23 protein-coding genes are annotated in these 23,933 nt (G+C 61.3%); 13 read left to right on the top strand and 10 right to left on the bottom strand.

Annotated elements, in window-relative coordinates; all coding sequences use genetic code 11:
* The first annotated feature begins 240 nt into the window (after nucleotides 1-240).
* The 5 genes from CFII68_RS15455 (at nucleotide 241) to rlmF (ending at nucleotide 6,946) form a co-directional block, all read left to right on the top strand.
* The gene (locus tag CFII68_RS15455) at nucleotides 241-1,731 is read left to right on the top strand and encodes a leucyl aminopeptidase (RefSeq protein WP_018606212.1); all 1,491 of its coding nucleotides are present in this window, start codon (nucleotides 241-243) and stop codon (nucleotides 1,729-1,731) included.
* Nucleotides 1,732-1,791: 60 nt separating this feature from the next.
* Nucleotides 1,792-2,220 carry a DNA polymerase III subunit chi gene (locus CFII68_RS15460; protein ID WP_014340012.1) on the top strand — a complete coding sequence of 143 codons (429 nt, stop codon included), beginning with the start codon at nucleotides 1,792-1,794 and terminating at the stop codon, nucleotides 2,218-2,220.
* Nucleotides 2,221-2,228: 8 nt separating this feature from the next.
* Nucleotides 2,229-2,594 (top strand): hypothetical protein, encoded by a 366-nt coding sequence (locus CFII68_RS15465; protein WP_018606209.1) that lies wholly within the window; start codon nucleotides 2,229-2,231, stop codon nucleotides 2,592-2,594.
* Between the two features lie 223 nt (nucleotides 2,595-2,817).
* On the top strand, nucleotides 2,818-5,664 hold the full coding sequence (locus CFII68_RS15470) for a valine--tRNA ligase (protein ID WP_018606206.1): 2,847 nt from the start codon (nucleotides 2,818-2,820) through the stop codon (nucleotides 5,662-5,664).
* A 256-nt stretch (nucleotides 5,665-5,920) separates the two neighbouring features.
* A complete protein-coding gene (rlmF, locus tag CFII68_RS15475; RefSeq protein WP_033062610.1) occupies nucleotides 5,921-6,946 on the top strand; it encodes a 23S rRNA (adenine(1618)-N(6))-methyltransferase RlmF in 1,026 nt (341 codons plus the stop codon).
* 190 nt (nucleotides 6,947-7,136) lie between these two features.
* Here the strand turns inward: rlmF and CFII68_RS15480 are convergent, their stop codons facing one another.
* Entirely contained in the window at nucleotides 7,137-7,418 is a 282-nt protein-coding gene (locus CFII68_RS15480) for an HU family DNA-binding protein (RefSeq protein ID WP_018606201.1), read from the bottom strand.
* A gap of 396 nt (nucleotides 7,419-7,814) precedes the next feature.
* Between CFII68_RS15480 and yejK the strand changes: the two genes are divergently transcribed.
* Nucleotides 7,815-8,819 (top strand): nucleoid-associated protein YejK, encoded by a 1,005-nt coding sequence (yejK, locus tag CFII68_RS15485; protein WP_018606199.1) that lies wholly within the window; start codon nucleotides 7,815-7,817, stop codon nucleotides 8,817-8,819.
* A gap of 185 nt (nucleotides 8,820-9,004) precedes the next feature.
* Here yejK and CFII68_RS15490 read toward each other — a convergent pair whose 3' ends face one another.
* From CFII68_RS15490 to CFII68_RS15510, 5 genes are all read right to left on the bottom strand, one after another.
* Nucleotides 9,005-9,940 (bottom strand): glutathione S-transferase family protein, encoded by a 936-nt coding sequence (locus CFII68_RS15490; RefSeq protein WP_018606197.1) that lies wholly within the window; start codon nucleotides 9,938-9,940, stop codon nucleotides 9,005-9,007.
* 79 nt (nucleotides 9,941-10,019) lie between these two features.
* Complete coding sequence (locus CFII68_RS15495; RefSeq protein ID WP_018606196.1) at nucleotides 10,020-10,343, bottom strand: GIY-YIG nuclease family protein; 324 nt, start codon at nucleotides 10,341-10,343, stop codon at nucleotides 10,020-10,022.
* Nucleotides 10,344-10,383: 40 nt separating this feature from the next.
* Complete coding sequence (locus CFII68_RS15500) at nucleotides 10,384-10,854, bottom strand: nuclear transport factor 2 family protein (protein ID WP_018606195.1); 471 nt, start codon at nucleotides 10,852-10,854, stop codon at nucleotides 10,384-10,386.
* Between the two features lie 87 nt (nucleotides 10,855-10,941).
* Complete coding sequence (locus CFII68_RS15505; RefSeq protein WP_033062607.1) at nucleotides 10,942-12,270, bottom strand: CynX/NimT family MFS transporter; 1,329 nt, start codon at nucleotides 12,268-12,270, stop codon at nucleotides 10,942-10,944.
* A complete protein-coding gene (locus CFII68_RS15510) occupies nucleotides 12,260-12,919 on the bottom strand; it encodes a FadR/GntR family transcriptional regulator (protein ID WP_024617621.1) in 660 nt (219 codons plus the stop codon). The genes CFII68_RS15505 and CFII68_RS15510 overlap by 11 nt, the downstream gene beginning before the upstream one ends.
* 165 nt (nucleotides 12,920-13,084) lie before the next feature.
* Here CFII68_RS15510 and CFII68_RS15515 point away from each other — a divergent pair, with 165 nt between their 5' ends.
* Both CFII68_RS15515 and CFII68_RS15520 read left to right on the top strand, forming a co-directional pair.
* Nucleotides 13,085-13,396, top strand: coding sequence for a type II toxin-antitoxin system MqsR family toxin (locus tag CFII68_RS15515; RefSeq protein WP_018606189.1), 312 nt, complete (start codon nucleotides 13,085-13,087; stop codon nucleotides 13,394-13,396).
* On the top strand, nucleotides 13,393-13,875 hold the full coding sequence (locus CFII68_RS15520; RefSeq protein WP_018606187.1) for a type II TA system antitoxin MqsA family protein: 483 nt from the start codon (nucleotides 13,393-13,395) through the stop codon (nucleotides 13,873-13,875). The genes CFII68_RS15515 and CFII68_RS15520 overlap by 4 nt, the downstream gene beginning before the upstream one ends.
* Before the next feature lie 64 nt (nucleotides 13,876-13,939).
* On the opposite strand, the gene CFII68_RS15525 is transcribed toward CFII68_RS15520, so the two are convergent.
* From CFII68_RS15525 to CFII68_RS15540, 4 genes are all read right to left on the bottom strand, one after another.
* Complete coding sequence (locus CFII68_RS15525) at nucleotides 13,940-14,704, bottom strand: amino acid ABC transporter ATP-binding protein (protein ID WP_003178331.1); 765 nt, start codon at nucleotides 14,702-14,704, stop codon at nucleotides 13,940-13,942.
* Nucleotides 14,705-14,715: 11 nt separating this feature from the next.
* Nucleotides 14,716-15,813 (bottom strand): amino acid ABC transporter permease, encoded by a 1,098-nt coding sequence (locus CFII68_RS15530; RefSeq protein ID WP_018606184.1) that lies wholly within the window; start codon nucleotides 15,811-15,813, stop codon nucleotides 14,716-14,718.
* Nucleotides 15,814-15,823: 10 nt separating this feature from the next.
* Nucleotides 15,824-17,005 (bottom strand): amino acid ABC transporter permease, encoded by a 1,182-nt coding sequence (locus CFII68_RS15535; RefSeq protein WP_018606181.1) that lies wholly within the window; start codon nucleotides 17,003-17,005, stop codon nucleotides 15,824-15,826.
* A gap of 65 nt (nucleotides 17,006-17,070) precedes the next feature.
* The gene (locus tag CFII68_RS15540) at nucleotides 17,071-18,102 is read right to left on the bottom strand and encodes an amino acid ABC transporter substrate-binding protein (protein WP_018606179.1); all 1,032 of its coding nucleotides are present in this window, start codon (nucleotides 18,100-18,102) and stop codon (nucleotides 17,071-17,073) included.
* A gap of 473 nt (nucleotides 18,103-18,575) precedes the next feature.
* On the opposite strand from CFII68_RS15540, the gene CFII68_RS15545 reads away from it, so the two are divergent.
* From CFII68_RS15545 to CFII68_RS15565, 5 genes are all read left to right on the top strand, one after another.
* On the top strand, nucleotides 18,576-19,232 hold the full coding sequence (locus CFII68_RS15545; RefSeq protein WP_018606178.1) for an alpha/beta hydrolase: 657 nt from the start codon (nucleotides 18,576-18,578) through the stop codon (nucleotides 19,230-19,232).
* A 98-nt stretch (nucleotides 19,233-19,330) separates the two neighbouring features.
* Nucleotides 19,331-20,794 (top strand): ATP-dependent RNA helicase RhlB, encoded by a 1,464-nt coding sequence (rhlB, locus tag CFII68_RS15550; RefSeq protein WP_018606176.1) that lies wholly within the window; start codon nucleotides 19,331-19,333, stop codon nucleotides 20,792-20,794.
* 166 nt (nucleotides 20,795-20,960) lie between these two features.
* Nucleotides 20,961-21,911, top strand: a complete 951-nt coding sequence (locus CFII68_RS15555) for an ornithine cyclodeaminase family protein (RefSeq protein WP_018606174.1) — start codon at nucleotides 20,961-20,963, stop codon at nucleotides 21,909-21,911.
* A gap of 146 nt (nucleotides 21,912-22,057) precedes the next feature.
* Complete coding sequence (locus tag CFII68_RS15560) at nucleotides 22,058-23,185, top strand: FAD-binding oxidoreductase (protein WP_018606172.1); 1,128 nt, start codon at nucleotides 22,058-22,060, stop codon at nucleotides 23,183-23,185.
* An 89-nt stretch (nucleotides 23,186-23,274) separates the two neighbouring features.
* Nucleotides 23,275-23,901, top strand: a complete 627-nt coding sequence (locus CFII68_RS15565; RefSeq protein WP_018606170.1) for a transcriptional regulator — start codon at nucleotides 23,275-23,277, stop codon at nucleotides 23,899-23,901.
* The last annotated feature ends 32 nt before the right edge of the window (nucleotides 23,902-23,933 follow it).

The following is a 23,933-nucleotide window of genomic DNA, read 5'->3' as shown; positions in this document are numbered from 1 at the left end:
CGCCAAAAAAAGAGCCGCATTATCCTGTGATTGGAGGCGCCTGTCACTGCGCACGCTTTAAGCAGAGGCTCCACAGTCAAAAGTTAACGGCTCCCAGGGTTGTCAGGCTCGGCCGCCGGGGTTCAAACTGCGGCCCTTGTCGCCGGCAAGTCCCGGCGCTTCTCTTATATAGAAGACAGCTGCTCAGCGCGCCACTGTCTCGGCGCCTGGCCTCTTGACCATTGACTCAGGGATCCGGACATGGAACTGGTTGTAAAAAGCGTCAGCCCAGAAACGTTGAAAACCGCCACACTGGTAGTCGCCGTCGGTGAAAACCGCAAGCTCGGCGTGGTCGCCACCCAGCTCGACACCCTGAGCGGCGGCGCCATCAGCGCCGTGCTCAAGCGCGGTGACCTGGCCGGCAAGGTCGGCCAGAGCCTGTTGCTGCACAGCCTGCCCAACCTCAAGGCCGAGCGCGTGCTGCTGGTGGGCGTGGGCAAGGACGCTGAACTGGGCGATCGTCCGTTCCGTAAAATCATTGCCGGCGTGCTGGGCACACTCAAGGGCCTTGGCGGCGCTGAGGCCGCCCTGGCGTTGGACGAGCTGGTGATCAAGGGCCGCGACAGCTACGGCAAGAACCGCCTGCTGGCCGAAACCCTGGTGGACGGCGAATACCAGTTCGACCAGTTCAAGAGCCAGAAAGCCGAACCCCGCGCCCTGAAAAAAATCACCGTGCTGACCATCAAGGCCGCCCAGGCTGAAGTCCAGCGTGCCGTGACCCACGCCACCGCGATTGCCAACGGCATGGCGTTCACCCGCGACCTGGGCAACCTGCCGCCGAACATATGCCACCCGACGTTCCTCGGCGAACAAGCCAAGGCACTGGGCAAGGAATTCAAGGGCCTGAAGGTCGAAGTCTTCGACGAGAAGAAGATCAAGGACCTGGGCATGGGTTCGTTCTACTCCGTCGGCCAGGGCAGCGCCCAGCCGCCGCGCCTGATCGTGATGCAATACAACGGCGGCAAGAAATCCGAGAAGCCGTACGCACTGGTCGGCAAGGGCATCACCTTCGACACCGGCGGCATCAGCCTCAAGCCGGGCGCTGGCATGGATGAGATGAAGTACGACATGGGCGGCGCCGCGAGCGTGTTCGGCACCCTGCGTGCCGTGCTCGAACTGCAACTGCCGATCAACCTGGTGTGCATCCTGGCCTGCGCCGAGAACATGCCCAGCGGCACGGCCTCGCGTCCGGGCGACATCGTCACCACCATGAGCGGCCAGACCGTGGAAATCCTCAACACCGACGCCGAAGGCCGCCTGGTGCTGTGTGACGCCCTCACCTACTCCGAGCGCTTCAAGCCGCAAGCGGTGATCGACATCGCGACCCTGACCGGCGCCTGCATCGTCGCCCTCGGTTCCCACACCTCGGGCCTGCTGGGCAACAACGACGAACTGATCGGCCAACTGCTCAGCGCCGGCCAACAGGCCGACGACCGCGCCTGGCAGTTGCCACTGTTCGACGAGTACCAGGAGCAACTGGACAGCCCGTTCGCCGACATCGCCAACATCGGCGGCCCGAAAGCCGGGACCATCACCGCGGCCTGCTTCCTGTCGCGCTTTACCAAGAACCTGAACTGGGCGCACCTGGACATCGCCGGCACGGCGTGGACCAGCGGCGGCAAGGACAAGGGTGCCACCGGTCGTCCGGTGCCCCTGCTGACCCAGTACCTGCTGGACCGCGCCAAGGCCTGACACCAATGACCGCCACTGGCGTCGCCGTCGGGCGGCGTCATCGGCGGCTCAGGAACCGCAATGACCAAAGTCGATTTCTATATCCTGCCCAGCGCCGATCCGTCGGCGCGGCTGGATTTCGCCTGCAAGCTCGTTGAAAAGGCCTGGCGCATGGGGCACCGCATCTACCTGCATTGCAGCGATGCCGCCCAGCGCGAGGACCTGGACGCACGCCTGTGGGCTTTCAAGGGCGAGAGCTTCGTGCCCCACGGCCCGGCCGAAAACGAACCCGAGGGGTTGATCGTGCTGGGGCTGGGGGATGACTGCGGCCAGCACCAGGACCTGCTGGTCAACCTCGACCTGAAAGTACCGGCCTTTGCCCAGCGCTTCGCCCGTGTGGCGGAAGTGGTGGTGGAAGACCCGGCCATCCGACAAGCCGCGCGGGAGAGTTTCCGTTTCTACCGCGAACAGGGCTATCCTCTGCAAGACCACCGTTTACAGCGACTCTGAGCCCTACGATGGACACTCCAAAACCGCCACAAAAGCCTGCGCACCTGCTGGATGACCTCGAGTCGATCCGCCAACTGCTCGGCGACGACAACCTGCAACCGCCGCTGCTGACCGACACGGTCGTGCACGAGCCGGTGCATGACGAACAGATCCCCCTGCTGTTCGACCCGATCAACGGCCAGCCCGAACCCAAGCCGGCTGCCAAGACCGAAACCAAGGGCCCCGACGCCCTGCTGCACCTGGACCGCGAATTGCGCGCTGCCGCGCAGTTGATCATGCAAGACGTCATCGACGACTTCGCCCCGCACATCGAGACCGAGATCAAGCGTCGGCTGGATGCGCGGATGGAGCGGTTGCTCAGCCAGTACGAATAGCGTCCCCTCCCTCATGGTGAACATCCTGTGGGAGCGAGCCTGCTCGCGATAGCGGTCTGTCAATCAACATGGATGTTGAATGTGATGGCCTCATCGCGAGCAGGCTCGCTCCCACAGGGTTCAACTGTACCTGCATTCAGCTTGCTGCATGTGGCTTGCACCAGCCCCGCCCGCTATACTTCCCGGCTTTTCCTGAATAAATGCCAATAGGGTCCCGCCGCGCATGGATAAGACCTACCAGCCGCACGCCATTGAAACTTCCTGGTACAACACCTGGGAGTCCGAGAATTATTTCGCTCCGCAAGGCGCGGGCGATTCCTACACCATCATGATCCCGCCGCCGAACGTCACCGGCAGCCTGCACATGGGCCACGGTTTCAACAACGCGATCATGGACGCACTGATCCGTTTCCGGCGCATGCAAGGTCGCAACACCTTGTGGCAGCCGGGCACCGACCACGCCGGTATCGCCACGCAGATGCTGGTGGAGCGCCGCCTCGAAGCCCAGGGCCAGAATCGCCATGACCTGGGTCGCGAAAAATTCCTCGAGAAAGTCTGGGAATGGAAAGACGAGTCCGGTGGCAACATCAGCCGCCAGATCCGTCGCCTCGGCTCGTCCGTGGACTGGAGCCGCGAGCGCTTCACCATGGACGACGGTCTCTCGGAAGCGGTGAAGGAAGCCTTCGTGCGCCTGCATGAAGACGGGCTGATCTATCGCGGCAAGCGCCTGGTCAACTGGGACACCAAGTTGCACACGGCCATTTCCGACCTCGAAGTGGAGAACCACGACGAGAAAGGTTTCCTGTGGAACCTGAAGTACCCGCTGGCCGACGGCGCCAAGACCGCCGAAGGCAAGGACTACCTGATCGTCGCCACCACGCGCCCGGAAACCATGCTGGGCGACTCCGCCGTGGCGGTGAACCCGAACGATGAACGCTACCAGGCGCTGATCGGCAAGTTTGTTGAACTGCCGCTGGTTGGCCGTCGCATCCCGATCATCGGCGACGACTACTGCGACCCTGAATTCGGCACCGGCTGCGTGAAAATCACCCCGGCCCACGATTTCAACGACTACGAAGTCGGCAAGCGCCACAACCTGCCGCTGCTGAACATCTTCGACAAGAACGCCCACGTATTGCCGGCAGCCCAGGCATTCAACCTCGACGGCACGCTGAACGAAAGCGTCGACGGCCAGATCCCGGCCGAATACGCCGGCCTGGACCGCTTCGAAGCACGCAAGCAGATCGTCGCGGCATTCGATGCCGCCGACCTGTTGGTCAGCGTCGACGATCACGCCCTGAAAGTCCCGAAAGGCGACCGCTCCGGTACCATCATCGAGCCGTGGTTGACCGACCAGTGGTACGTGTCCACCAAGCCGCTGGCCGAGCCTGCGATTGCCGCCGTGGAAGACGGCCGCATCCAGTTCGTGCCCAAGCAATACGAAAACATGTACTTCTCGTGGATGCGCGACATCCAGGATTGGTGCATCAGCCGTCAACTGTGGTGGGGCCATCGCATCCCGGCCTGGTACGACGAGTCGGGCAAGGTCTATGTCGGCCGCGATGAAGCCGAAGTCCGCGCCAAGCACAACCTCGGCCCGGACGTGGCGCTGCAACAGGACAACGACGTCCTCGACACCTGGTTCAGCTCGGGCCTGTGGACCTTCTCCACCCTGGGCTGGCCGCAGCAGACCGAGTTCCTGAAGAAATTCCACTCCACCGACGTGCTGGTCACCGGCTTCGACATCATTTTCTTCTGGGTCGCCCGGATGATCATGTTGACCATGCACCTGGTGAAGAACGAGGACGGCACGCCGCAAGTGCCGTTCAAGACCGTCTACGTCCACGGCCTGGTGCGCGACGGCCAGGGCCAGAAGATGTCCAAGTCCAAGGGCAACGTCCTCGACCCGCTGGACATCATCGACGGCATCGACCTGGAAACCCTGGTGCAGAAACGCACCTCCGGCCTGATGCAGCCGAAACTGGCGAAGAAAATCGAGAAAGCCACCCGCGAAGAATTCGCCGAGGGCATCGCCAGCTACGGCACCGACGCCCTGCGCTTCACCTTCTGCTCGCTGGCGTCCACCGGTCGCGACATCAAGTTCGACATGGGCCGCGTCGAAGGCTATCGCAACTTCTGCAACAAGATCTGGAACGCCGCGCGCTACGTGCTGGACAAAGGCGAAGATTGCGGCCAGAACGGTGAAGCGTTTGAACTGACCCTGGCCGATCGCTGGATCATTTCGCAGCTGCAACGCACCGAAGCCGAAGTGACCCGCCAGTTGGACCAGTTCCGTTTCGACCTGGCCGCGCAAGCCTTGTACGAGTTCATCTGGAACCAGTATTGCGACTGGTACCTGGAGCTGTCCAAGCCTGTGCTGTGGGACGAAAACGCACCGGTCGAACGCCAGCGCGGCACCCGTCGCACCTTGGTGCGCGTGCTGGAAGTGGCCCTGCGCCTGGCGCATCCGTTCATGCCGTTTATCACCGAGGAAATCTGGCAGCGCGTCGCACCGCTGGCAGGCGCCCAAGGCAAGACGATCATGCTGCAACCGTGGCCGGTGGCCAACGAGACCCGCATCGATCCAGCGGCCGAAGACGACATCGAGTGGCTCAAGACCTTCATGCTCGGCCTGCGTAATATCCGTGCCGAAATGAACATCGGCCCGGGCAAGCCACTGGCCTTGTTCCTGAAGAACGCCAGCGCCGAAGACCTGCGCCGCCTCAACGAAAACGAGGCGCTGCTCAAGAAGCTGGCGAAGCTTGAATCGGTGACGGTCCTGGCAGCCGGCGAAGAAGCACCACTGTCGGCCACCGCCCTGGTTGGCGAGATGGAAGTTCTGGTGCCGATGGCCGGCCTGATCGACAAGGCCGCCGAACTGGCGCGCCTGGACAAGGAAATCCTGCGCCTCAAAGGCGAAGTGCAGCGGGTCGGCGGCAAGCTGTCCAACGCCGGCTTCGTCGACAAGGCGCCGGCCGAAGTCATCGAGAAGGAACGGGCCAAACTGGCCGAGGCTGAACAGGCCTTGGGCAAGCTGGCCGAGCAGCATGCGCGGATTGCCAGCCTGTAACGGCGGTTCGCAATGAAAAGGGAGGTCCTATTGGACCTCCTTTTTTATGCCTGTCACTTTCCTTCCAGGTATCGCCCCCCCCTGTGGGAGCGGGCTTGCTCGCGAAAGCGGCGGGTCAGCTTGCATCAACATTGGATGTGTCGCCGTCATCGCGAGCAAGCTCGCTCCCACAATTTGGTCCGCGCTACCATCAAGACCGGGCTGGATGTGGGACAATGCCCGCCACTTTTTGAGCCATCCCCGAATCGACCCGCCCATGACCGCCCCCCGCACACCCAAACCAGCCCGCCAGAAGCCCAAGCCCGCCACCGAGGCCAAAGCCGTGGCACCGCGTGAGAAGGCCAGCCTGCATCCGCGCAACCGCCACCAGGGTCGCTATGATTTCCCGGCGTTGATCAAAAGCACTCCGGAACTGGCCAAGTTCGTGATCATCAACCCCTACGGCAAGGAAAGCATCGACTTTGCCAGCCCCGACGCCGTGCGGGTGTTCAACCGGGCGTTGCTCAAAGCTTTCTATGGCATCGCCCACTGGGATATCCCGGCCGACTACCTGTGCCCGCCGGTGCCGGGTCGGGCGGACTATGTGCACTTTCTCGCCGATTTGCTCGCCAGCCACAACGAAGGTGAAATCCCCCGCGGGGCGGCGGTCAAGGTGCTGGACATCGGCACCGGCGCCAATTGCGTCTATCCGTTGATCGGCCACAGCGACTACCGCTGGCACTTCCTCGGTTCGGAGATCGACCCGACGGCCATCGCCTCGGCCAAGGCCATCGTCCAGTCCAATGGCTTGAACAAAGCCATCCAGTTGCGCCAGCAAGCCAACCGCAAGCAGATCCTCCTGGGCCTGTTGGAGGATGGCGAACGGTTCGACCTGACGATGTGCAACCCGCCGTTCCACGCCTCCCTGGAGGAAGCGACCAAGGGCAGCCAGCGCAAGTGGCGGGCATTGGGCAAGGCCGATCCGAAGCGCAAGCTGCCGGTGCTGAATTTTGGCGGTCAGGCTGCGGAGTTGTGGTGCGAGGGCGGGGAAGCCCGGTTCGTGACGCAACTGATCGGCGAGAGCGCGCAGTTGGCCGGGCAAGTGCTGTGGTTCAGCACCCTGGTGTCGAAGGCGTCGAACCTGCCGGCGATTCAAACCGCACTGAAAAAGGCCGGGGCGCTGCACAGCCAGGTGGTGGAGATGTCCCAGGGCCAGAAGCAGAGTCGTTTCGTGGCCTGGACCTTCCAGACCGAAGCGCAGCAACAAGCCTGGCGCCAGTCGCGTTGGGTTCGCAAGGATTAGAAAGACGCTGCTCTACTGTAGGAGCTGCCGAGCGAAGCGAGGCTGCGATCTTTTGATCTTTCACTTGAGATTCAACTGCCAGGGGAAAGATCGCAGCCTCGCTTCACTCGGCAGCTCCTACAGGTGGTTTCCAAGGCAACAAAAAACCGTGCCCGGATCGCTCCGAGGCACGGTTTTTTTTACTGCGGTCTTACTTGTTGACCGCGTCGGTCAGGCCTTTGGCCACAACCAGCTTGATCACTTTCTTGGCAGCGATTTCGATGGCAGCGCCAGTCGAAGGGTTACGGCCGGTACGGGCAGGACGCTCGGAGACTTTCAGCTTGCCAACACCTGGCAGAGTGATTTCGCCGCCATTTTCCAGCTGATCAGCCACGATTTGGCCCAGTTGGTCCAGCAGAGCACGCACAGTAGCTTTTGGTGCGTCTACAGCTTCAGACAAATCGCCGATCAGTTGGTCTTTAGTAAGAGCCATGTAGTGTTCCTTCCCTATCAAATTCATATGGATTGCAGAGTGCAGTGTCAGCCATCGAGCCCGATCTCTCTTGATCAGGCACCCTCGGCAATCACCGCGACGGATCGGGGTAATAGATGCCGAAAACCGGGTTTGGTTCGACCTGACAGATGCTGAATGCACGCTTAACGCAGTGACTTCGCGTAAGACCGGGCAAAACTAGCACAACGCCTCTGAAATATCCGCCTCTAGCTACCCATTTGGTCAGCTTTCTTGCGCTAAAACGTTAAAAAAATGCATATAGGGTGTCGGACGGGTCTGAAAGGGCCTTTGCCGGGTTCCAAAACCAGTGATTGCGGTACACTGGGCCCTTTTTCGGGGAGCACGCCCTCCTCTCTTTCCACAGCCGAGAAATCCATGCCGATCCGTCATTGCATCGTCCACCTGATCGACAAAAAACCCGACGGCACCCCTGCTGTGCTCCATGCCCGCGACTCCGAACTGGCAGAGTCCTCGGCCATCGAGAACATGCTCGCCGACCTCAACGAAAGCTATAACGCCAAGCAAGGCAAGGCCTGGGGCTTTTTCCATGCCGAGTCGGGGGCGCATCCGTTCAGCGGCTGGCTGAAGGAGTACCTGGACGGCGGCAAGGACTTCACCGCGTTCAGTCGCGTGGCGGTGGAACACCTGCAAAAGCTGATGGAAGAGTCCAACCTGTCGGTGGGCGGCCACGTGCTGTTCGCGCATTACCAGCAAGGCATGACCGACTACCTGGCCATCGCCCTGCTGCACCACAGCGAAGGCGTGGCGGTGACCGATGAGCTGGACGTGACCCCGTCCCGTCACCTGGACCTGGGCCAGTTGCACCTGGCGGCGCGGATCAACGTGTCGGAATGGCAGAACAACAAGCAATCGAAGCAGTACATCTCGTTCATCAAGGGCAAGAACGGCAAGAAGGTCTCGGAATACTTCCGTGACTTCATCGGCTGCCAGGAAGGTGTCGACGGCCCCGGCGAGACCCGCACCCTGCTCAAGGCCTTCAGTGACTTCGTCGAAAGCGAAGACCTGCCGGAAGACGATGCCCGGGAAAAGACCAAGACTCTGGTCGACTACGCCAGCAGCCAGGCCAAGCTCGGCGAGCCGATGGGCCTGGAAGAACTGTCCGAGCTGATCGACGAGGATCGCCCGAAAGCCTTCTACGATCACATCCGCAACAAGGACTACGGGTTGTCGCCGGAAATCCCGGCGGATAAACGCACCCTCAACCAGTTCCGCCGCTTCACCGGCCGCGCCGAGGGCTTGTCCATCAGCTTCGAAGCGCACTTGCTGGGTTCCAAGATCGAGTATGACGAAGAGGCTGGGACGCTGATCATCAAGGGGTTGCCGACTTCGCTGACTGATCAGCTCAAGCGCCGCAACTGATGCTCGGCAGAGTGCGAGTTCGATAGGGTGCTGTCCGCGATATAGATTTGAGGGCCTCATCGCGAGCTTTGTGGGAGCAAAGCTTGCTCGCGATCCAGGCGCTGCGGTACTCAAGAGACCGCGGCGCGTTCATCGCGAGCAAGCCTTGCTCCCACCAAGCTCGCTCCCACAAGGTCATTCGTTGTTCATCGAGCCTCGATCCGGAAGCCAAACCGCGGAAAGTGCACATGCACCACCCCGCCCCGCTCGTCTTCGCGACGCAGAATCAACTCTTCGCTCCCGGCAAACACCAACTCCCCGGCCACCGGATCGACGCCATAGTCGGTCGCGGCGATGGTCACCTGCTGCCCTGCCGTGAACCCGTTCGGCTCATCGAATGCCTCATCCGGCAGCGCTGCCGGTGTAGCGTTGTGGGCAACCTCCAAGGCTTCTTCGGAACTCATCCCGTTCGGCGCACCATGGCCGAAACCCAACACCCGCGCCAACCAGGCCGAGACAGCCGGATACGCATCCACCAGCGACGAGGTCACCGGAGTGCCCTTGAGGAACCACAGCGGATGGGCCATGGCGAAGTCGGCAATCGACGGATCACCCAACAGGAAATCACCCTCCTCGCGCTGCAACTGTTGCTCCAGCCGGGCCATGATCGTTGGCCATTGGTGCTTGGCCTGCTCGGCAGCCAAACGCGTAGTCGTGCCGCCACTGAACAGCCCGGCACGATCGCTGATGAACGCCTTGATCGCTTCGGGCGATAGCTTGGCGAACCGCACCGCCACCGATTCAGGCTGGAACACCAGGCTCACCGCATGCTGGAACACCACCGAATCGGCCCAGGCGGCAAAGGACGCGGCCAGCATTTCCCGGCCTTCGGGGAACAGGGCCGGCGAGGCTTTTTCCTGCTCCAGCCGGCGGGCCATCAGCGACGTATCGCAATAGATATCCGCGCCGATCTGCAATACCGGGGTCTTGCGATAGCCGCCCGTCAGTGCCGTCAGGTCAGGCTTGGGCATCATCGGCGGGATGCTCACCGAACGCCAGGACAGGCCCTTGAAGCCCAGCAACAGCCGGGCTTTTTCCGCGAAAGGAGACGTTGGGTAATGATGAAGGATCAGCTCTGACATGAGATTAGCCACTGCAGGAATGATGTCTTGCAGCTTAGCGCGCCTGAGCGGGTCAGCCTACCGGCCTGATAGAGGCCTATCAGCCCGGCTGATGAAGCGACAGCGCACTGGCCACCAGGCATTCCTTGGCGCTTTTCTTGAGCTTTTTGATCAGCCGCTCCTGGCGCAGGGCCTCGCCCTTGTTGTGACAAGCCTCGGTATACACCAGGGCCACTGCCGGGCTGGAAAGGAAGAAGCGCGCGCCCTTGCCGCTTTGATGCTTGGCAAAGCGCCGCACCGGGTCATCACTGATGCCGCAGTACAGCGAGCCGTTGGCGGCCCGCACCAGATAGACGAACCAGGGTTTGTCCGCTTCGGTGGGGCCTTGTGCAGGCAGATCGGGAGAGGGGGCAGCAGTCGTCACAAGATGTTCAACAGATCGGCAAAGACAAGCCGCGATCTTATCAGCGACTGGCCTGGAACGCCCGCAAGCCCTTGATGGCCTGGGCCCTGACGGCGTTGCGCACCAGCGGCGTCCAGCCCAGCAACAGGCCCTTGGTGCCCAGCGCCTGGCGGGACCAGCGCCACAGGTCGAAGCTGTCATGGTGCTCGCAGATCTTGCCGTCGCGAAAAACGAAGCGCGCCTGAATGTCATTGATCACGATGTTGCCGGTCTGGCTGAACAGGTACGTCGCCACCCAATGAGCACCACCGGTACGCTCATCGCTGCGCACGTTATCGAAGGTCAGGGAAAAGTCCTTGGCCCGGGTCGTGAGCATGCGCCACATGTCACCGGCATCGCGCCCGCGCAGTTCGCCGAACGCCGGGTCGCTGAACAGCACGTCGTCGGTGTAGCAGGCGCTCATGGCTTCGGCATCCAGGCGCTGGAAGGCCTGATAGAAACGGGTGATCAAGGCGTTGTGGGCATCACTCATGGACAGGCTCCGAAAAACGTTTCAGTAGGCCAGCACGATAATCTGCCGCCACCGGGAAGACTATCGTCATTCGCCATGAAAATGATATCAACGAAGGTCAGTGACCCTTTCGCTGCTGACCCCGACGTACAACGCCCGGCCCGCGCCGATGCCGGCGATGATCGCCCCCAGGCCAACCAGGCCGAAGATCCAGCCCAGGGCATTCCAGCCGCCGGTCAAGTCGTGGACCACACCCACCGCGAACGGCCCCAGCGACGCCAGCGTATAGCCGAAGCCCTGGGCCATGCTGGACAGGTTGGCGGCCACGTGGGCGTCCCGCGAACGCAGCACGATCAGCGTGAGCGCCAGGCTGAATGATCCGCCCTGCCCCAGGCCCAGCAAGATCGCCCAGCCCCACAAGCCATCGAGCGAAGCGTAGAGGCAACCGAACAACCCGCCCAGGACCATGAGCATGACGATCACGATGGCCAGGCGCTGGTCCTTGCCACGTGTTGCCAACCAGGGCGCCGCGAGGGAACTGATCAACTGCACGATGACCGAACCGGACAGCACCAGCCCGGCCTGGGTCGGCGTCAGGCCGCGTCCAATCAGGATCGACGGCAGCCAGCCAAAGACGATGTAGGCCAGGGACGATTGCAACCCCATGTACAAGGTCACTTGCCAGGCCAGTGGATCACGCAGCAAGCCGCGGACCCGGTACGCCACTTGGTGGGCACCGTGTTTCTCGCCCACCTGCGGTAACCAGAACACCGCCGCCAGCAGCGCCGGGACCACCCAGAAGCCCAGGCCCAGGGCCCAGCTGTGGCCAAGGTGTTCGCTCAACGGCACCGTCGCCCCGGCCGCCATCGCCGCGCCCAGGCACAGCGCCATGGTGTAGACGCCGGTCATGGCGCCGGCCTGTTTGGCGAAGTCACGCTTGACGATGCCCGGCAACAGCACGCCGATCACACCGATACTCGCGCCGGCCAGGATGCTGCCGACAAATAGCCCGACCTGACCGAACGCACTGCGCAACACAATCGCGCCCGCCAGTGTCAGCAAGATCCCCAACACCACGCGCTCAGCACCGAAGCGCCGCGCCAGCACCGGCGCCAGCGGCGCAAACAGGCCCAGGCAAAGCACAGGCAATGTGGTCAGCAAACCGGCCTGGGCAGCCGACAGGCCTAGGCTTCTTGATACTTCGCTGAGCAACGGCGCCATGCTCGACAACGCCGGACGCAGGTTCAGCGCCACCAGGATCAAACCCAGCAGCAACAGCCAGGGGCGACGCACCAACGGAGGGCGCTGCTGGGTCTGCTCGTCATCGGCTTCGGCATCGATCAGCAATTCTTCGAGTTCGGCGGCGCGTTTGGGCGCCGTCAAAGGGGTGCGGTCAAGCGGATCGCGGGACATGGAAAGCTCTGCTTCAGGGTTCATTGATCAACTGCCGGCACAGGGCCTTGGCCTGCTCCGGGTCTTGGCGTTCGACGGCTTCGAGGATTTCGACGTGCAGGTCGAACACATGTTGATGGCGGGGAATGATGTTCAGGCTCTGGCGCAACTGTGCGCCGATGACGCTGGAAAAATAGCGATAGAGTTCGCTCAGCGCAGGGTTGTGCGCGGCGTCCACCAACAGGCGATGAAACACCAGGTCGCAGGCGATGTAGTGCTCCAGGTCGCCGTGGTAATGCTCGCCACTGGTTTTCAGCGCCTGGCGCAAGGCCAATACATCTTCATCGGTGCGCCGCAGCGCCGCCAGGCCAATGGCCTCTACTTCCAGGATGTGCCGGGTTTCCCGGGCCTGTTCCAGCGAACAGCGCGACAGCACCTTGAGGGTATCCAGCGGATCGACCACCGCCCGCACGTAGCTGCCGTCGCCCTGGCGGATCTCGATCAGTCCAGAAAACGCCAGCACGCGCATGGCTTCGCGCACGGTGTTGCGGCTGATCCCCAGCTCCGCCACCAATTCCGGCTCGGTGGGCAAGCGCTGGCCGACGGTCCATACCCCGTCACTGATACGCCGACGCAATTGCTCCAAGGCCTGATCGACCAGGGAGCGTTTCATTAATGGAGAAATATCTGACATAGAGTCCACCCTTTCATCCAATCATAGGATGAATTTTCTGACATGTTAGTCAGCTTCGCGTAGGACGGCAATTGCCTAGGGTCAATGGGACGGAAAAGGAGCGAAATTTTCGATTAGTCAATATTACCCTTTAAGGGTAATTTTAAGGACAAGGCACACCGTTCCATGGAAAAGAACACACCCCATTACGCCTTGGTGGCGATACAGGCGGATGTCAGGCGGCTTAAAGGGAAAGCTTTCACCAGCACTGCGAAGAACACTGCTCGGACGCTCGGTTTAAACGTCTCGGACATGCAGCAGGTCATCCATGGGCTTGAGCGAAAACAGTTCTACAAATCGATGACTACCTATGACGATCATCGAGTCTGGCATGACGTCTATCACGCCCATTCACACGGTCTGGAGATTTACCTGAAGGTAACGTGCCACCCCAGTGGAGGCCCACCGGTAATTTCCTTCAAGGAGAAAAACTCATGAAAAATCAGCAGTGCTTCAGCTGTGGTGCCCAGGAGGGCATGTTGCATTTCGAAGGTCGCGGCGAAACCATGAGCGTCAAGGGACTGGAACGCCGGGTCGATGACTTGTCTGGCTGGGAATGTCAGATGTGCGGCGAAGTCGAGCTCGATTCAAGCTGCTCGGATCGCTACGACCACGCAGGTGATGAGCTGGTCAACGCGGCCAGGAGAATGATTGGCGAAGAAATGAAACGCATACGTCGCAAACTGCATCTGTCGCAAAAAGAAGCGGTTTCGTTTTTGTCAGGTGGCGGGCACAACGCGTTTTCCCGCTATGAGCGCGGTGAGGTATTGCCACCAAAAGCGTTGATGCTGCTGATGCGCCTGCTTGATCGCTACCCGCATTTGCTTGCAGATGCACGAACCCTGGCTGAAGGCGCAGACTTGAGAGGATTCAAGACGACGGTGCACAAGGAGCACGAAATCCTCACGACTTCCTGAGCAGCCGAAGCAGAAAAAAATAAACCCGGACAAGTCCGGGCTTATTTCACTGCCTAAGGCCGGATCAATGCAGGATCTGGCTCAGGAACAGCTTGGTACGATCATTCTGCGGGTTATCGAAGAAGTCGTTCGGCGCAGCCTGTTCGACGATTTCACCCTTGTCCATGAAGATCACGCGGTTGGCCACGGTGCGGGCGAAGCCCATTTCGTGGGTCACGCAGAGCATGGTCATGCCGTCTTCGGCCAAGCCGATCATGGTGTCCAGCACTTCTTTCACCATTTCCGGGTCGAGGGCCGAGGTCGGCTCGTCGAACAGCATGATTTTCGGCTTCATGCACAGGGCACGGGCGATGGCCACACGCTGTTGCTGACCGCCGGAGAGCTGGCCCGGGTACTTGTGCGCCTGCTCTGGAATGCGTACGCGCTCCAGGTAATGCATGGCGATTTCCTCGGCCTTGCGCTTGGGCATCTTGCGTACCCACATCGGCGCCAGGGTGCAGTTCTGCAGGATGGTCAGGTGCGGGAACAGGTTGAAGTGCTGGAACACCATGCCGACTTCACGGCGGATCGCTTCGATCTGCTTGAGGTCGTTGGTCAGTTCCACGCCGTCGACCACGATGCGACCCTGCTGGTGCTCTTCCAGACGGTTGAGGCAGCGGATGGTGGTGGACTTGCCGGAGCCCGACGGGCCGCACAGCACGATACGCTCGCCCTGCTTGACGTTCAGGTTGATGTCTTTCAACACGTGGAACTGGCCGTACCACTTGTTGACGCCCTGCATCTGAATAATGCCTTCAGGGCTCACAGGCTGTTTGATCGCTTCACTCATAAACTACGCTCCTAACGCTTGTGGCCAGTGTCCAGCTTGCGTTCCAAATGCATGGAATAGCGGGACATACCAAAACAGAAAATCCAGAACACCAGGGCGGCGAACACATAGCCTTCAGTGGCCATGCCCAGCCATTTCGGGTCGGCGGCAGCTTGTTTCACGCTGTTGAGCAGGTCGAACAGGCCGATGATGATCACCAGGCTCGTGTCCTTGAACAACGCAATGAAGGTGTTGACGATACCCGGGATCACCAGCTTCAGGGCTTGCGGCAGAATCACCAGGCCCATGCTGCGCCAGTAACCCAGGCCCATCGCCGCGGCCGCTTCGTACTGGCCCTTGGGAATGGCTTGCAGGCCGCCGCGCACCACTTCGGCCACGTAGGCCGACTGGAACAGGATCACCCCGATCAGTGCGCGCAGCAGCTTGTCGAAGTTCATGCCTTCGGGCAAGAACAGCGGCAGCATCACCGACGACATGAACAGCACCGTGATCAACGGCACACCGCGCCAGAACTCGATGAAGGTCACGCAGACTACACGGATCGCCGGCATGTTCGAGCGCCGGCCCAGGGCCAGGACGATACCCAGCGGCAATGCGCCGACGATACCGACGGTGGCAATCACCAACGTCAGCATCAGGCCGCCCCACTGGCTGGTCGCTACGGTATCCAGACCGAAAACGCCACCGTGCAGCAGGCACCAGGCAATGATCGGGTAAAGCACCAGGAAGCTGAGGCCGTAGATCGCCTTGCGCGGGAAGCGCGAGATGAACAGCGGCGCCACACCAAGCACTGCCGCCCACACGGTCAGGTCTACGCGCCAGCGCAGGCCCGTCGGGTAATAGCCGTACATGAACTGGCCGAAACGCTGTTGGATGAACACCCAGCAGGCGCCCTCCTTGGTGCAGTCGGCCTGGGTGGTGCCGACCCAGTTGGCATCGAGGATCGCCCAACCGATGATCGGTGGAACTATCAGGTAGATCAGGTAGAACGCGAACAATGTCAGCAAGGTGTTGAGCCAGCTGGAGAACATGTTCGCGCGCATCCATGCCACCGGCCCGAACACTTTGCTCGGTGGCGGCATATCAGGTTTGAAAGTATGGGATGTCATGCGCTTTTCCTCACCGCTCGATCAGCGCAATGCGCTTGTTGTACCAGTTCATCAGCAAGGAAATGCTGATACTGATCGCCAGGTACACACTCATGGTGATCGCGATCACCTCGATGGCCTGACCGGTCTGGTTCAACACCGTGCCGGCAAACAGCGAAACCATTTCCGGGTAACCGATACCGGCGGCCAGGGACGAGTTTTTCGCCAGGTTCAGGTATTGGCTGGTCAACGGCGGGATGATCACGCGCAAGGCTTGCGGGATGATCACCTTGCGCAGGGTCGGACCGTTGCGCAGGCCCAGCGAGTGGGCCGCCTCGGTCTGGCCATGGCTCACGGACTTGATGCCCGAGCGCACGATCTCGGCGATGAACGCCGCGGTGTACACGGTCAAGGCCAGGGTCAAGGCCAGCAGCTCCGGGATCAATACCCAGCCACCGACGAAGTTGAAACCCTTGAGTTCCGGCATTTCCCAATGCACAGGCGCACCGAAGATCGCGGCGCACAGTGCCGGGATCACCAGGAACAGCGCCAGGCCCACCCAGAATTTGTGGAACGGCTCGCCGGTCGCTTCGAAACGCTTGTTGGCCCAGCGGGTCATCAGCACGATGGCGACGATCGCCAGCACGACACTGGCCACGAACGGCCAGAACCCTTCCGCTACCAGCGCCGCCGGTATGTTGAGGCCGCGACTGCTGACGAAGAAGGTGTCACCGAAATTGTGGGCAGCCCGTGGTCCCGGCATCGTCAGGAATACGGCGAAGTACCAGAACAGGATTTGCAACAGCGGTGGAATGTTACGGAAAACCTCCACATAGACGGTCGCCAGCTTGGAGATGATCCAGTTCTTCGACAAGCGTGCGACGCCGATGATGAACCCCAGGATGGTCGCCAGAATCACGCCAATGAAGGTCACCAGGAGGGTATTGAGCAAACCGATGACAAAGACGCGGGCATAGCTGTCCGCTTCGGTGTAGTCGATCAGGTGTTGGGCGATGCCGAACCCGGCGCTGCGCTCCAGAAAGCCGAAACCGGAAGTGATGCCCCGGTGTTCCAGGTTGGTCTGCGTGTTATCGAACAGAAACCAGCCCAGCGAAATAACCGCCACGATGGTGACGATCTGAAATACCCACGCACGCACTCGTGGATCGCTGAGGCTGAGCCTCTGCTTAGGTGCGCCGATTGAATTTTGCATGAAGTGCCCCGCAAAGAATGGAACAGAACATCACCCGGTGGTTGGCCCACCGGGTGATAGAACCATCAGCGCACTGGTGGTGCGTATTGGATGCCGCCTGCGTTCCACAGCGCGTTCAGACCGCGATCGATCTGCAGCGGGGTGTCCTTGCCGAGGTTGCGCTCGAACATTTCGCCGTAGTTGCCGACTTGCTTGACGATCTGCACGACCCAGTCCTTCGGCAGCTTCAAGTCCTTGCCGTACTCGCCGTCAGCACCGAGCATACGAGCAACGTCTGGGTTCTTGGTAGCCTTGGCTTCAGCCTCGACGTTTTTCGAAGTGATGCCGGCTTCTTCAGCATTGAGCATGGCGTAGCCGGTCCAACGCACAACGGCCAGCCACTCGTCGTCGCCATTACGCACGACCGGGCCCAGTGGCTCCTTGGAGATGGTTTCCGGCAGAACCACATAGTCCTTCGGCGACGCCAGCTTGCTGCGCTGGGCGAACAGTTGGGACTTGTCGGAGGTCAGCACGTCGCAACGGCCGGATTCCAGCGACTTGGCGCTTTCATCGGAGGTGTCGAAAGTGATCGGGGTGTACTTCAGGCCATTGGCGCGGAAGTAGTCGGACACGTTCAGCTCGGTAGTGGTACCGGCCTGGATGCAGATAGTCGCACCGTCCAGTTCCTTGGCGCTCTTGACGCCCAATTTGCTGTTAGCCAGGAAACCGATGCCGTCATAGTAGGTGATGAAGCCAGGGAACTTCAGGCCCATGCCCGCATCACGGGAGCTGGTCATGGTGGAGTTGCGCGACAGCATGTCGATTTCGCCCGACTGCAGCGCGGTGAAGCGCTCCTTGGCGTTCAACTGGCTGAACTTGACCTTGGTCGCATCGCCGAATACCGCAGCGGCAACGGCACGGCAGAAGTCAGCGTCGATGCCGACGATCTTGCCGGTCGAATCAGGCACCGAGAAACCCGGCAGGCCATCACTCACACCACATTGCACAAAACCTTTCTTCTGCACGGCATCCAGGGTTGCACCCGCCTGAGCGAACCCGCTGACACCGAGTACTGCAGCTGCAGTCACGACTGCCAGGGTGGATTTCAGTAACTTCATTCAAACCTCCAGTTTTGCTCTTGTTGTGTCGGAGCTCGAGTCCTATCGCACCCTTTTGGGGCATTGTCGACCCTTGTTGGCTTTTTTTAGGGTCAACCGACGTCTGGACCTTCGCTATGAGTCTAATAATGAGGATGTCCGTAAACAGTGGTCATGCCCATCTCTCACCAATCGGCCGAACGGGCTGTAGCCCTTCACGTTCGCGATGCCCGTAACGGCTGTTGGCGAACATTCATCACCGGATTTCTGATATCCCATGCGGCGCGGCGAACTGATAGTGTTACCGCACAGCGTAAGAATCATCACTCAGGTACACCCATAGCAAAGCCCGTACCAGACCGCTGCGCTTAGGCCATGTAAAACTCGTCAAGACAAAAACTTTCAACTTTGCGACATCTAATTAACTGAGACACCGGGAACGCACTGTAATCACGCACTGATTGAGCGCACCCGCACAGATTTGGAGCACAGCCATGACCGACCCCCTGATTCTCGAGCCCAGCAGCACTGCCGACGCGTGCGTTATCTGGCTCCACGGCCTGGGCGCCGATCGTTTTGATTTCCTGCCGGTCGCCGAAATGTTGCAGCAAAGCCTGCTCACCACACGTTTCGTTCTACCCCAGGCACCGACCCAGCCGGTAACGATCAACGGCGGCTACGCCATGCCCAGTTGGTACGACATCCGTGCCTTGAGCCCGGCGCGGGCCATTGACGAACAGCAACTCGAAGCCTCGGCACAACGGGTCATCGACCTGGTCGAAACCCAGCGAGCCAGCGGAATAGACGCCTCGCGGATTTTCCTGGCGGGCTTCTCCCAAGGCGGCGCGGTGGTCTATCACACGGCATTCGTGAAATGGCAGGGCCCGCTGGGCGGCGTGATCGCGCTGTCTACTTATGCACCGACTTTCAGCGATGAGCTGCAATTGTCAGCCAGCCAGCAACGCATTCCGGTGCTGGCGCTGCACGGGCAATACGACGAAGTGGTACTCAACCCCATGGGCCGGACCGCGAAAGAGTATTTAAAGCAGCATGGTGTCACCGTGACATGGCAAGAATACCCAATGGGCCACGAAGTGTTACCCGAGGAGATTCGCGACATCGGCACCTGGCTGGCCGAGCGGTTACGCTAAGAGGCCGATCGCCACGCCGGTCCTTTGACGATCACACTACGCCGCGCCCGTTTCTTGCATTACACTGGCCGGCGTACATTCCTTAACCAATCGATGAGATGACCGTGCTCAAAGCACTCAAGAAGATGTTCGGTAAAAGCGAGGCCGAGCAACTCGCGCCTGGTTCCACAGCGCCGACTCACGGCCCGAGCCATACCGATGCGCAACAACCGCGCCGGGCGGCACCTGTTGCACAGGCAACAAAAGAACCCGTCGCCCAGCCTGTTACGGCCCCCGCGCCCGAGAAACCACGCAACGAAGCCCCCAAGCCACGCCGCGAGCGCGCACCGAAACCGCCGGTCGTCGCCTGGAAGCTCGAGGACTTCGTCGTAGAACCCCAGGAAGGCAAGACCCGCTTCCACGACTTCAAGCTCGCCCCGGAACTGATGCATGCCATCCAGGACCTGGGGTTCCCGTATTGCACGCCGATCCAGGCGCAGGTGCTGGGCTTCACCCTCGCGGGCAAAGACGCCATCGGTCGCGCCCAGACCGGCACCGGCAAGACCGCCGCGTTTCTGATCTCCATCATCACCCAGTTGCTCCAGACCCCGCCGCCCAAGGAACGCTACATGGGCGAGCCACGGGCGCTGATCATCGCGCCGACCCGCGAGCTGGTGGTGCAGATCGCCAAGGATGCCGCCGACCTGACCAAGTACACCGGCCTGAACGTCATGACGTTCGTGGGCGGCATGGACTTCGACAAGCAGCTCAAGCATCTCGAAGCCCGCCACTGCGACATCCTGGTCGCCACCCCGGGCCGCCTGCTGGACTTCAACCAGCGCGGCGACGTGCACCTGGACATGGTCGAAGTGATGGTGCTGGACGAAGCCGACCGCATGCTCGACATGGGCTTCATCCCGCAAGTGCGCCAGATCATTCGCCAGACCCCACCGAAAAGCGAACGCCAGACCCTGCTGTTCTCCGCCACCTTCACCGAAGACGTGATGAACCTGGCCAAGCAATGGACCACCGATCCGTCCATCGTCGAGATCGAGGCGCTAAACGTCGCCAGCGAAAACGTCGAGCAGCACATCTATGCCGTGGCCGGTGCCGACAAGTACAAGCTGCTCTACAACCTGGTCAACGACAACGGTTGGGAACGGGTGATGGTGTTCGCCAACCGCAAGGATGAAGTGCGGCGTATCGAAGAACGCCTGGTGCGCGATGGCGTCAACGCGGCCCAGCTCTCGGGCGACGTGCCGCAGCACAAGCGCATCAAGACCCTCGAAGGCTTCCGCGAAGGCAAGATCCGCGTATTGGTCGCCACTGACGTGGCCGGTCGCGGCATCCACATCGACGGCATCAGTCACGTGATCAACTTCACCCTGCCGGAAGTGCCGGACGACTACGTGCACCGCATCGGCCGTACCGGTCGCGCCGGGGCCGCCGGGGTTTCAATCAGCTTCGCTGGCGAAGATGATTCCTACCAGTTGCCGTCGATCGAAACGTTGCTGGGCCGCAAGATCAGTTGCGAAATGCCCCCGACCCACCTGTTGCGACCGGTCGAGCGCAAGCGCCCTTAGCATCGAGACGGACGCAGAGCGTCCATCGAGGCGTTCCCACGCAGAGCGTGGGAACGATCAGCGCAGCCAAAACAGGCTGCGCTTTTTTTTGCCTTGGATATTGCTCGATTAAACTAAAAGTCCATAATGGACAAATTAGTTTACAAGCAGCTTCCCGGAGCCCCCCATGTCCAGCACGCCCTATGTGATGACCCAAGCCCAGGCCCGAGAACTGCTCGGGCAAATCGACGTACCGCACATCCTGCGCAAGCTGTTCCGCGACCTCGCCGCCGGGCAAGCGGTGCAGCCGCCCCAGCAACTGGTGGTGTTTCCCCAGGGCGCCGGGGACTTCATCAACTACCTCGGCGTGCTGGCTGGAGACCAGGTCTACGGAGTCAAGACCTCGCCCTATATCGTGCGCGAGCAAGGCCCGCTGGTGACCGCCTGGACCTTGCTGATGTCGATGCAGACCGGCCAGCCGCTGCTGTTGTGCGATGCCGCCGAGTTGACCACCGCCCGCACCGCTGCCACCACGGCTGTTGCCGTCGATGCCCTCGCCCCGCACAACGCCCGGCGCCTGGCGGTCATCGGCAGCGGTGCGGTGGCCCAGGCGCACGTGCAGTACGTCAAGGGCCTGCGGGACTGGCAAGGTATCAGCCTCTATTCGCCAGGTCTGAAGACCAAGTCGGCGCAAGCACTTGCCTCCATCACCGGCCTGGACCCACGCCTGCACATCGCCGACTCCCTTGAAGCCGCGCTGCATGACGCCGACGTGGTGATGCTCTGCACCTCGTCCGCCAAAGCGGTACTCGACCCGCAGACCCTGGGCAAACCGGCGCTGATCACCTCCATCAGCACCAACGCCCCACGCGCCCATGAAGTCCCCCCTCAAAGCCTCAACGACATGGACGTGTTCTGCGACTATCGTCAGACCACCCCGGGCTCGGCCGGTGAGATGCTGATTGCCGGCGAACTGCATGGCTGGGACGCGTCGCGCATTGTCGGCGATTTACCCGACCTGCTCAGCGAACGGGTGGCGCGCCCAAGCTATGGACGTCATGTGTTCTTCCGCTCCATCGGCCTGGGGCTGGAAGACGTTGCGCTGGCGAATGCGCTTTACCGGTTGCACCACCACTGACACAACTCGATTCCCTGTGGGAGCGGGCTTGCTCGCGAAAGCGGTGCGTCTGCCACATCAATGTTGAATGTGCTGCCGCCTTCGCGAGCAAGCCCGCTCCCACAGGTTCCGCGAACGTCCGGCAATGTGCTCGACAGGAGAGCTTCATGACCTCAGCAGACTTCATCATCATCGGCGGCGGCATTGCCGGTGCATCCACCGGTTACTGGCTCGCCCCCCACGGCCGGGTGATTGTGCTCGAACGCGAATCCCATCCGGCCTACCACTCCACCGGACGCTCGGCGGCGTTGTATACCGCCGCCTACGGCACCCCACAGGTGCGGGCGCTGACCCAGGCCAGCCGGGATTTTTTCGACGCCCCGCCGGCCGGTTTCTGCGAACACCCCTTGCTGACCCCACGGGGCGAAATGACCGTGGACTTCACCGGTGACCCGGCCGAGTTGAACAACCAGTACCTCAGCGCCAAGGCCACCGTGCCGCAGATGCAACTGCTCAGCGCCGACGAGGCCTGTGTGCGGCTGCCGATCCTGCGACGGGACAAGGTCCACGGGGCGATCTACGACCCCACGGCCTGCGACATTGACACCGATGCACTGCACCAAGGCTACCTGCGCGGTATTCGTCGCAGTGGCGGTGAAGTGCACACCGACAGCGAAGTGCAGCAATTGAGCCGCGATGATCAGGGGCTGTGGCAGGTGAAAACCGCCAACCAGACGTTCACCGCACCGGTTCTGATCAACGCAGCCGGCGCATGGGCCGATCACATTGCCGAAATGGCCGGCGCTCGAAAGTTGGGGTTGCAGCCCAAGCGGCGTGCCGCGTTCATTTTTGCCGGGCCCGAGGGCGTGGATATCCATGACTGGCCGATGCTGGTGAGCCTGGACGAATCCTTCTATATGAAGCCCGACGCTGGCATGTTCCTCGGCTCGCCGGCCAACGCCGACCCGGTGGAACCTCACGACGTGCAGCCCGAAGAACTCGACATTGCCATGGGCATCTACCAGATCGAAGAAGCCACCACCCTGACCATCCGCCGCCCGACCCGCACCTGGGCCGGCTTGCGCAGTTTCGTGCCCGACGGTGATTTGCTGTCCGGCTTCGATCCACAGGTGCCCGGACTGTTCTGGGTCGCGGCCCAGGGCGGCTACGGCATCCAGACCTCGCCGGCCATGGGCCAGGCCAGCGCGGCACTGGTGCGTGGTGAACCGCTGCCCGAGGCCCTGGCCCGTTTCGGCCTGAGCATCGCCATGCTGTCACCCGAGCGCCTGGGCTGAGCCACCTTGAGGTGACGCATCGCCGCGATTGCGGCACACTCCCCCGCGCCCCTGTTTCACGGGGCGCTGACGCTGCCTGGAGCCCTGTCATGACTGCCTCGCCACCCGATCCGGTGCTGGACAACTTCCGCACCATCGCCGACGCTATCGCCACGCTGTTCTACCCTCACGCCGAAGTGGTGCTGCACGACCTGCGCACCCAGAAAGTCGATTACATCGCCAATAACCTGTCCAAGCGCGAGATTGGCGATGACTCGTCCCTGGAGGACATGCTCAGCGAGGACGTCAGCGAACGTAACATCGGGCCCTACGAAAAGCTGAACTGGGACGGACAGAAGATTCGCAGCCTCAGCAGCGTACTGCGCGACGCCAACGGGCATCCGCTGGCGGTGCTGTGCATCAACCTGAATATTTCGCTGTTCGAGAATGCCAAGGCCGCATTGGATCTGTTCCTGTCGCCCGGCAAGTTGATTCCTCAGCCGGATTCACTGTTTCGCGATGACTGGCAGGAGCGAATCAACACCTTCCTGCATGCCTGGATGCGCGAGCGTCAGCTGAGCCTGAACCTGCTGACCCGCGACCACAAACGCGAGCTGGTGCTGGCGCTGCATGCCGAAGGCGCGTTCAAGGGCAAGAGCGCGTCCAACTATGTGGCCAATGTGCTGAACATGGGGCGGGCGACGGTGTACAAGCATTTGAAGGAGTTGAAGGGCTAAGATTCTTGTTGCCTGGCCTGACGCCTTCGCGA

The sequence above is a fragment of the Pseudomonas sp. CFII68 genome (assembly GCF_000416195.1).
GTDB lineage: Bacteria > Pseudomonadota > Gammaproteobacteria > Pseudomonadales > Pseudomonadaceae > Aquipseudomonas > Aquipseudomonas kilonensis.
The sequence above is the reverse complement of the archived record's forward strand: the minus strand, read 5'-3'. Positions and strand labels throughout refer to the sequence as shown.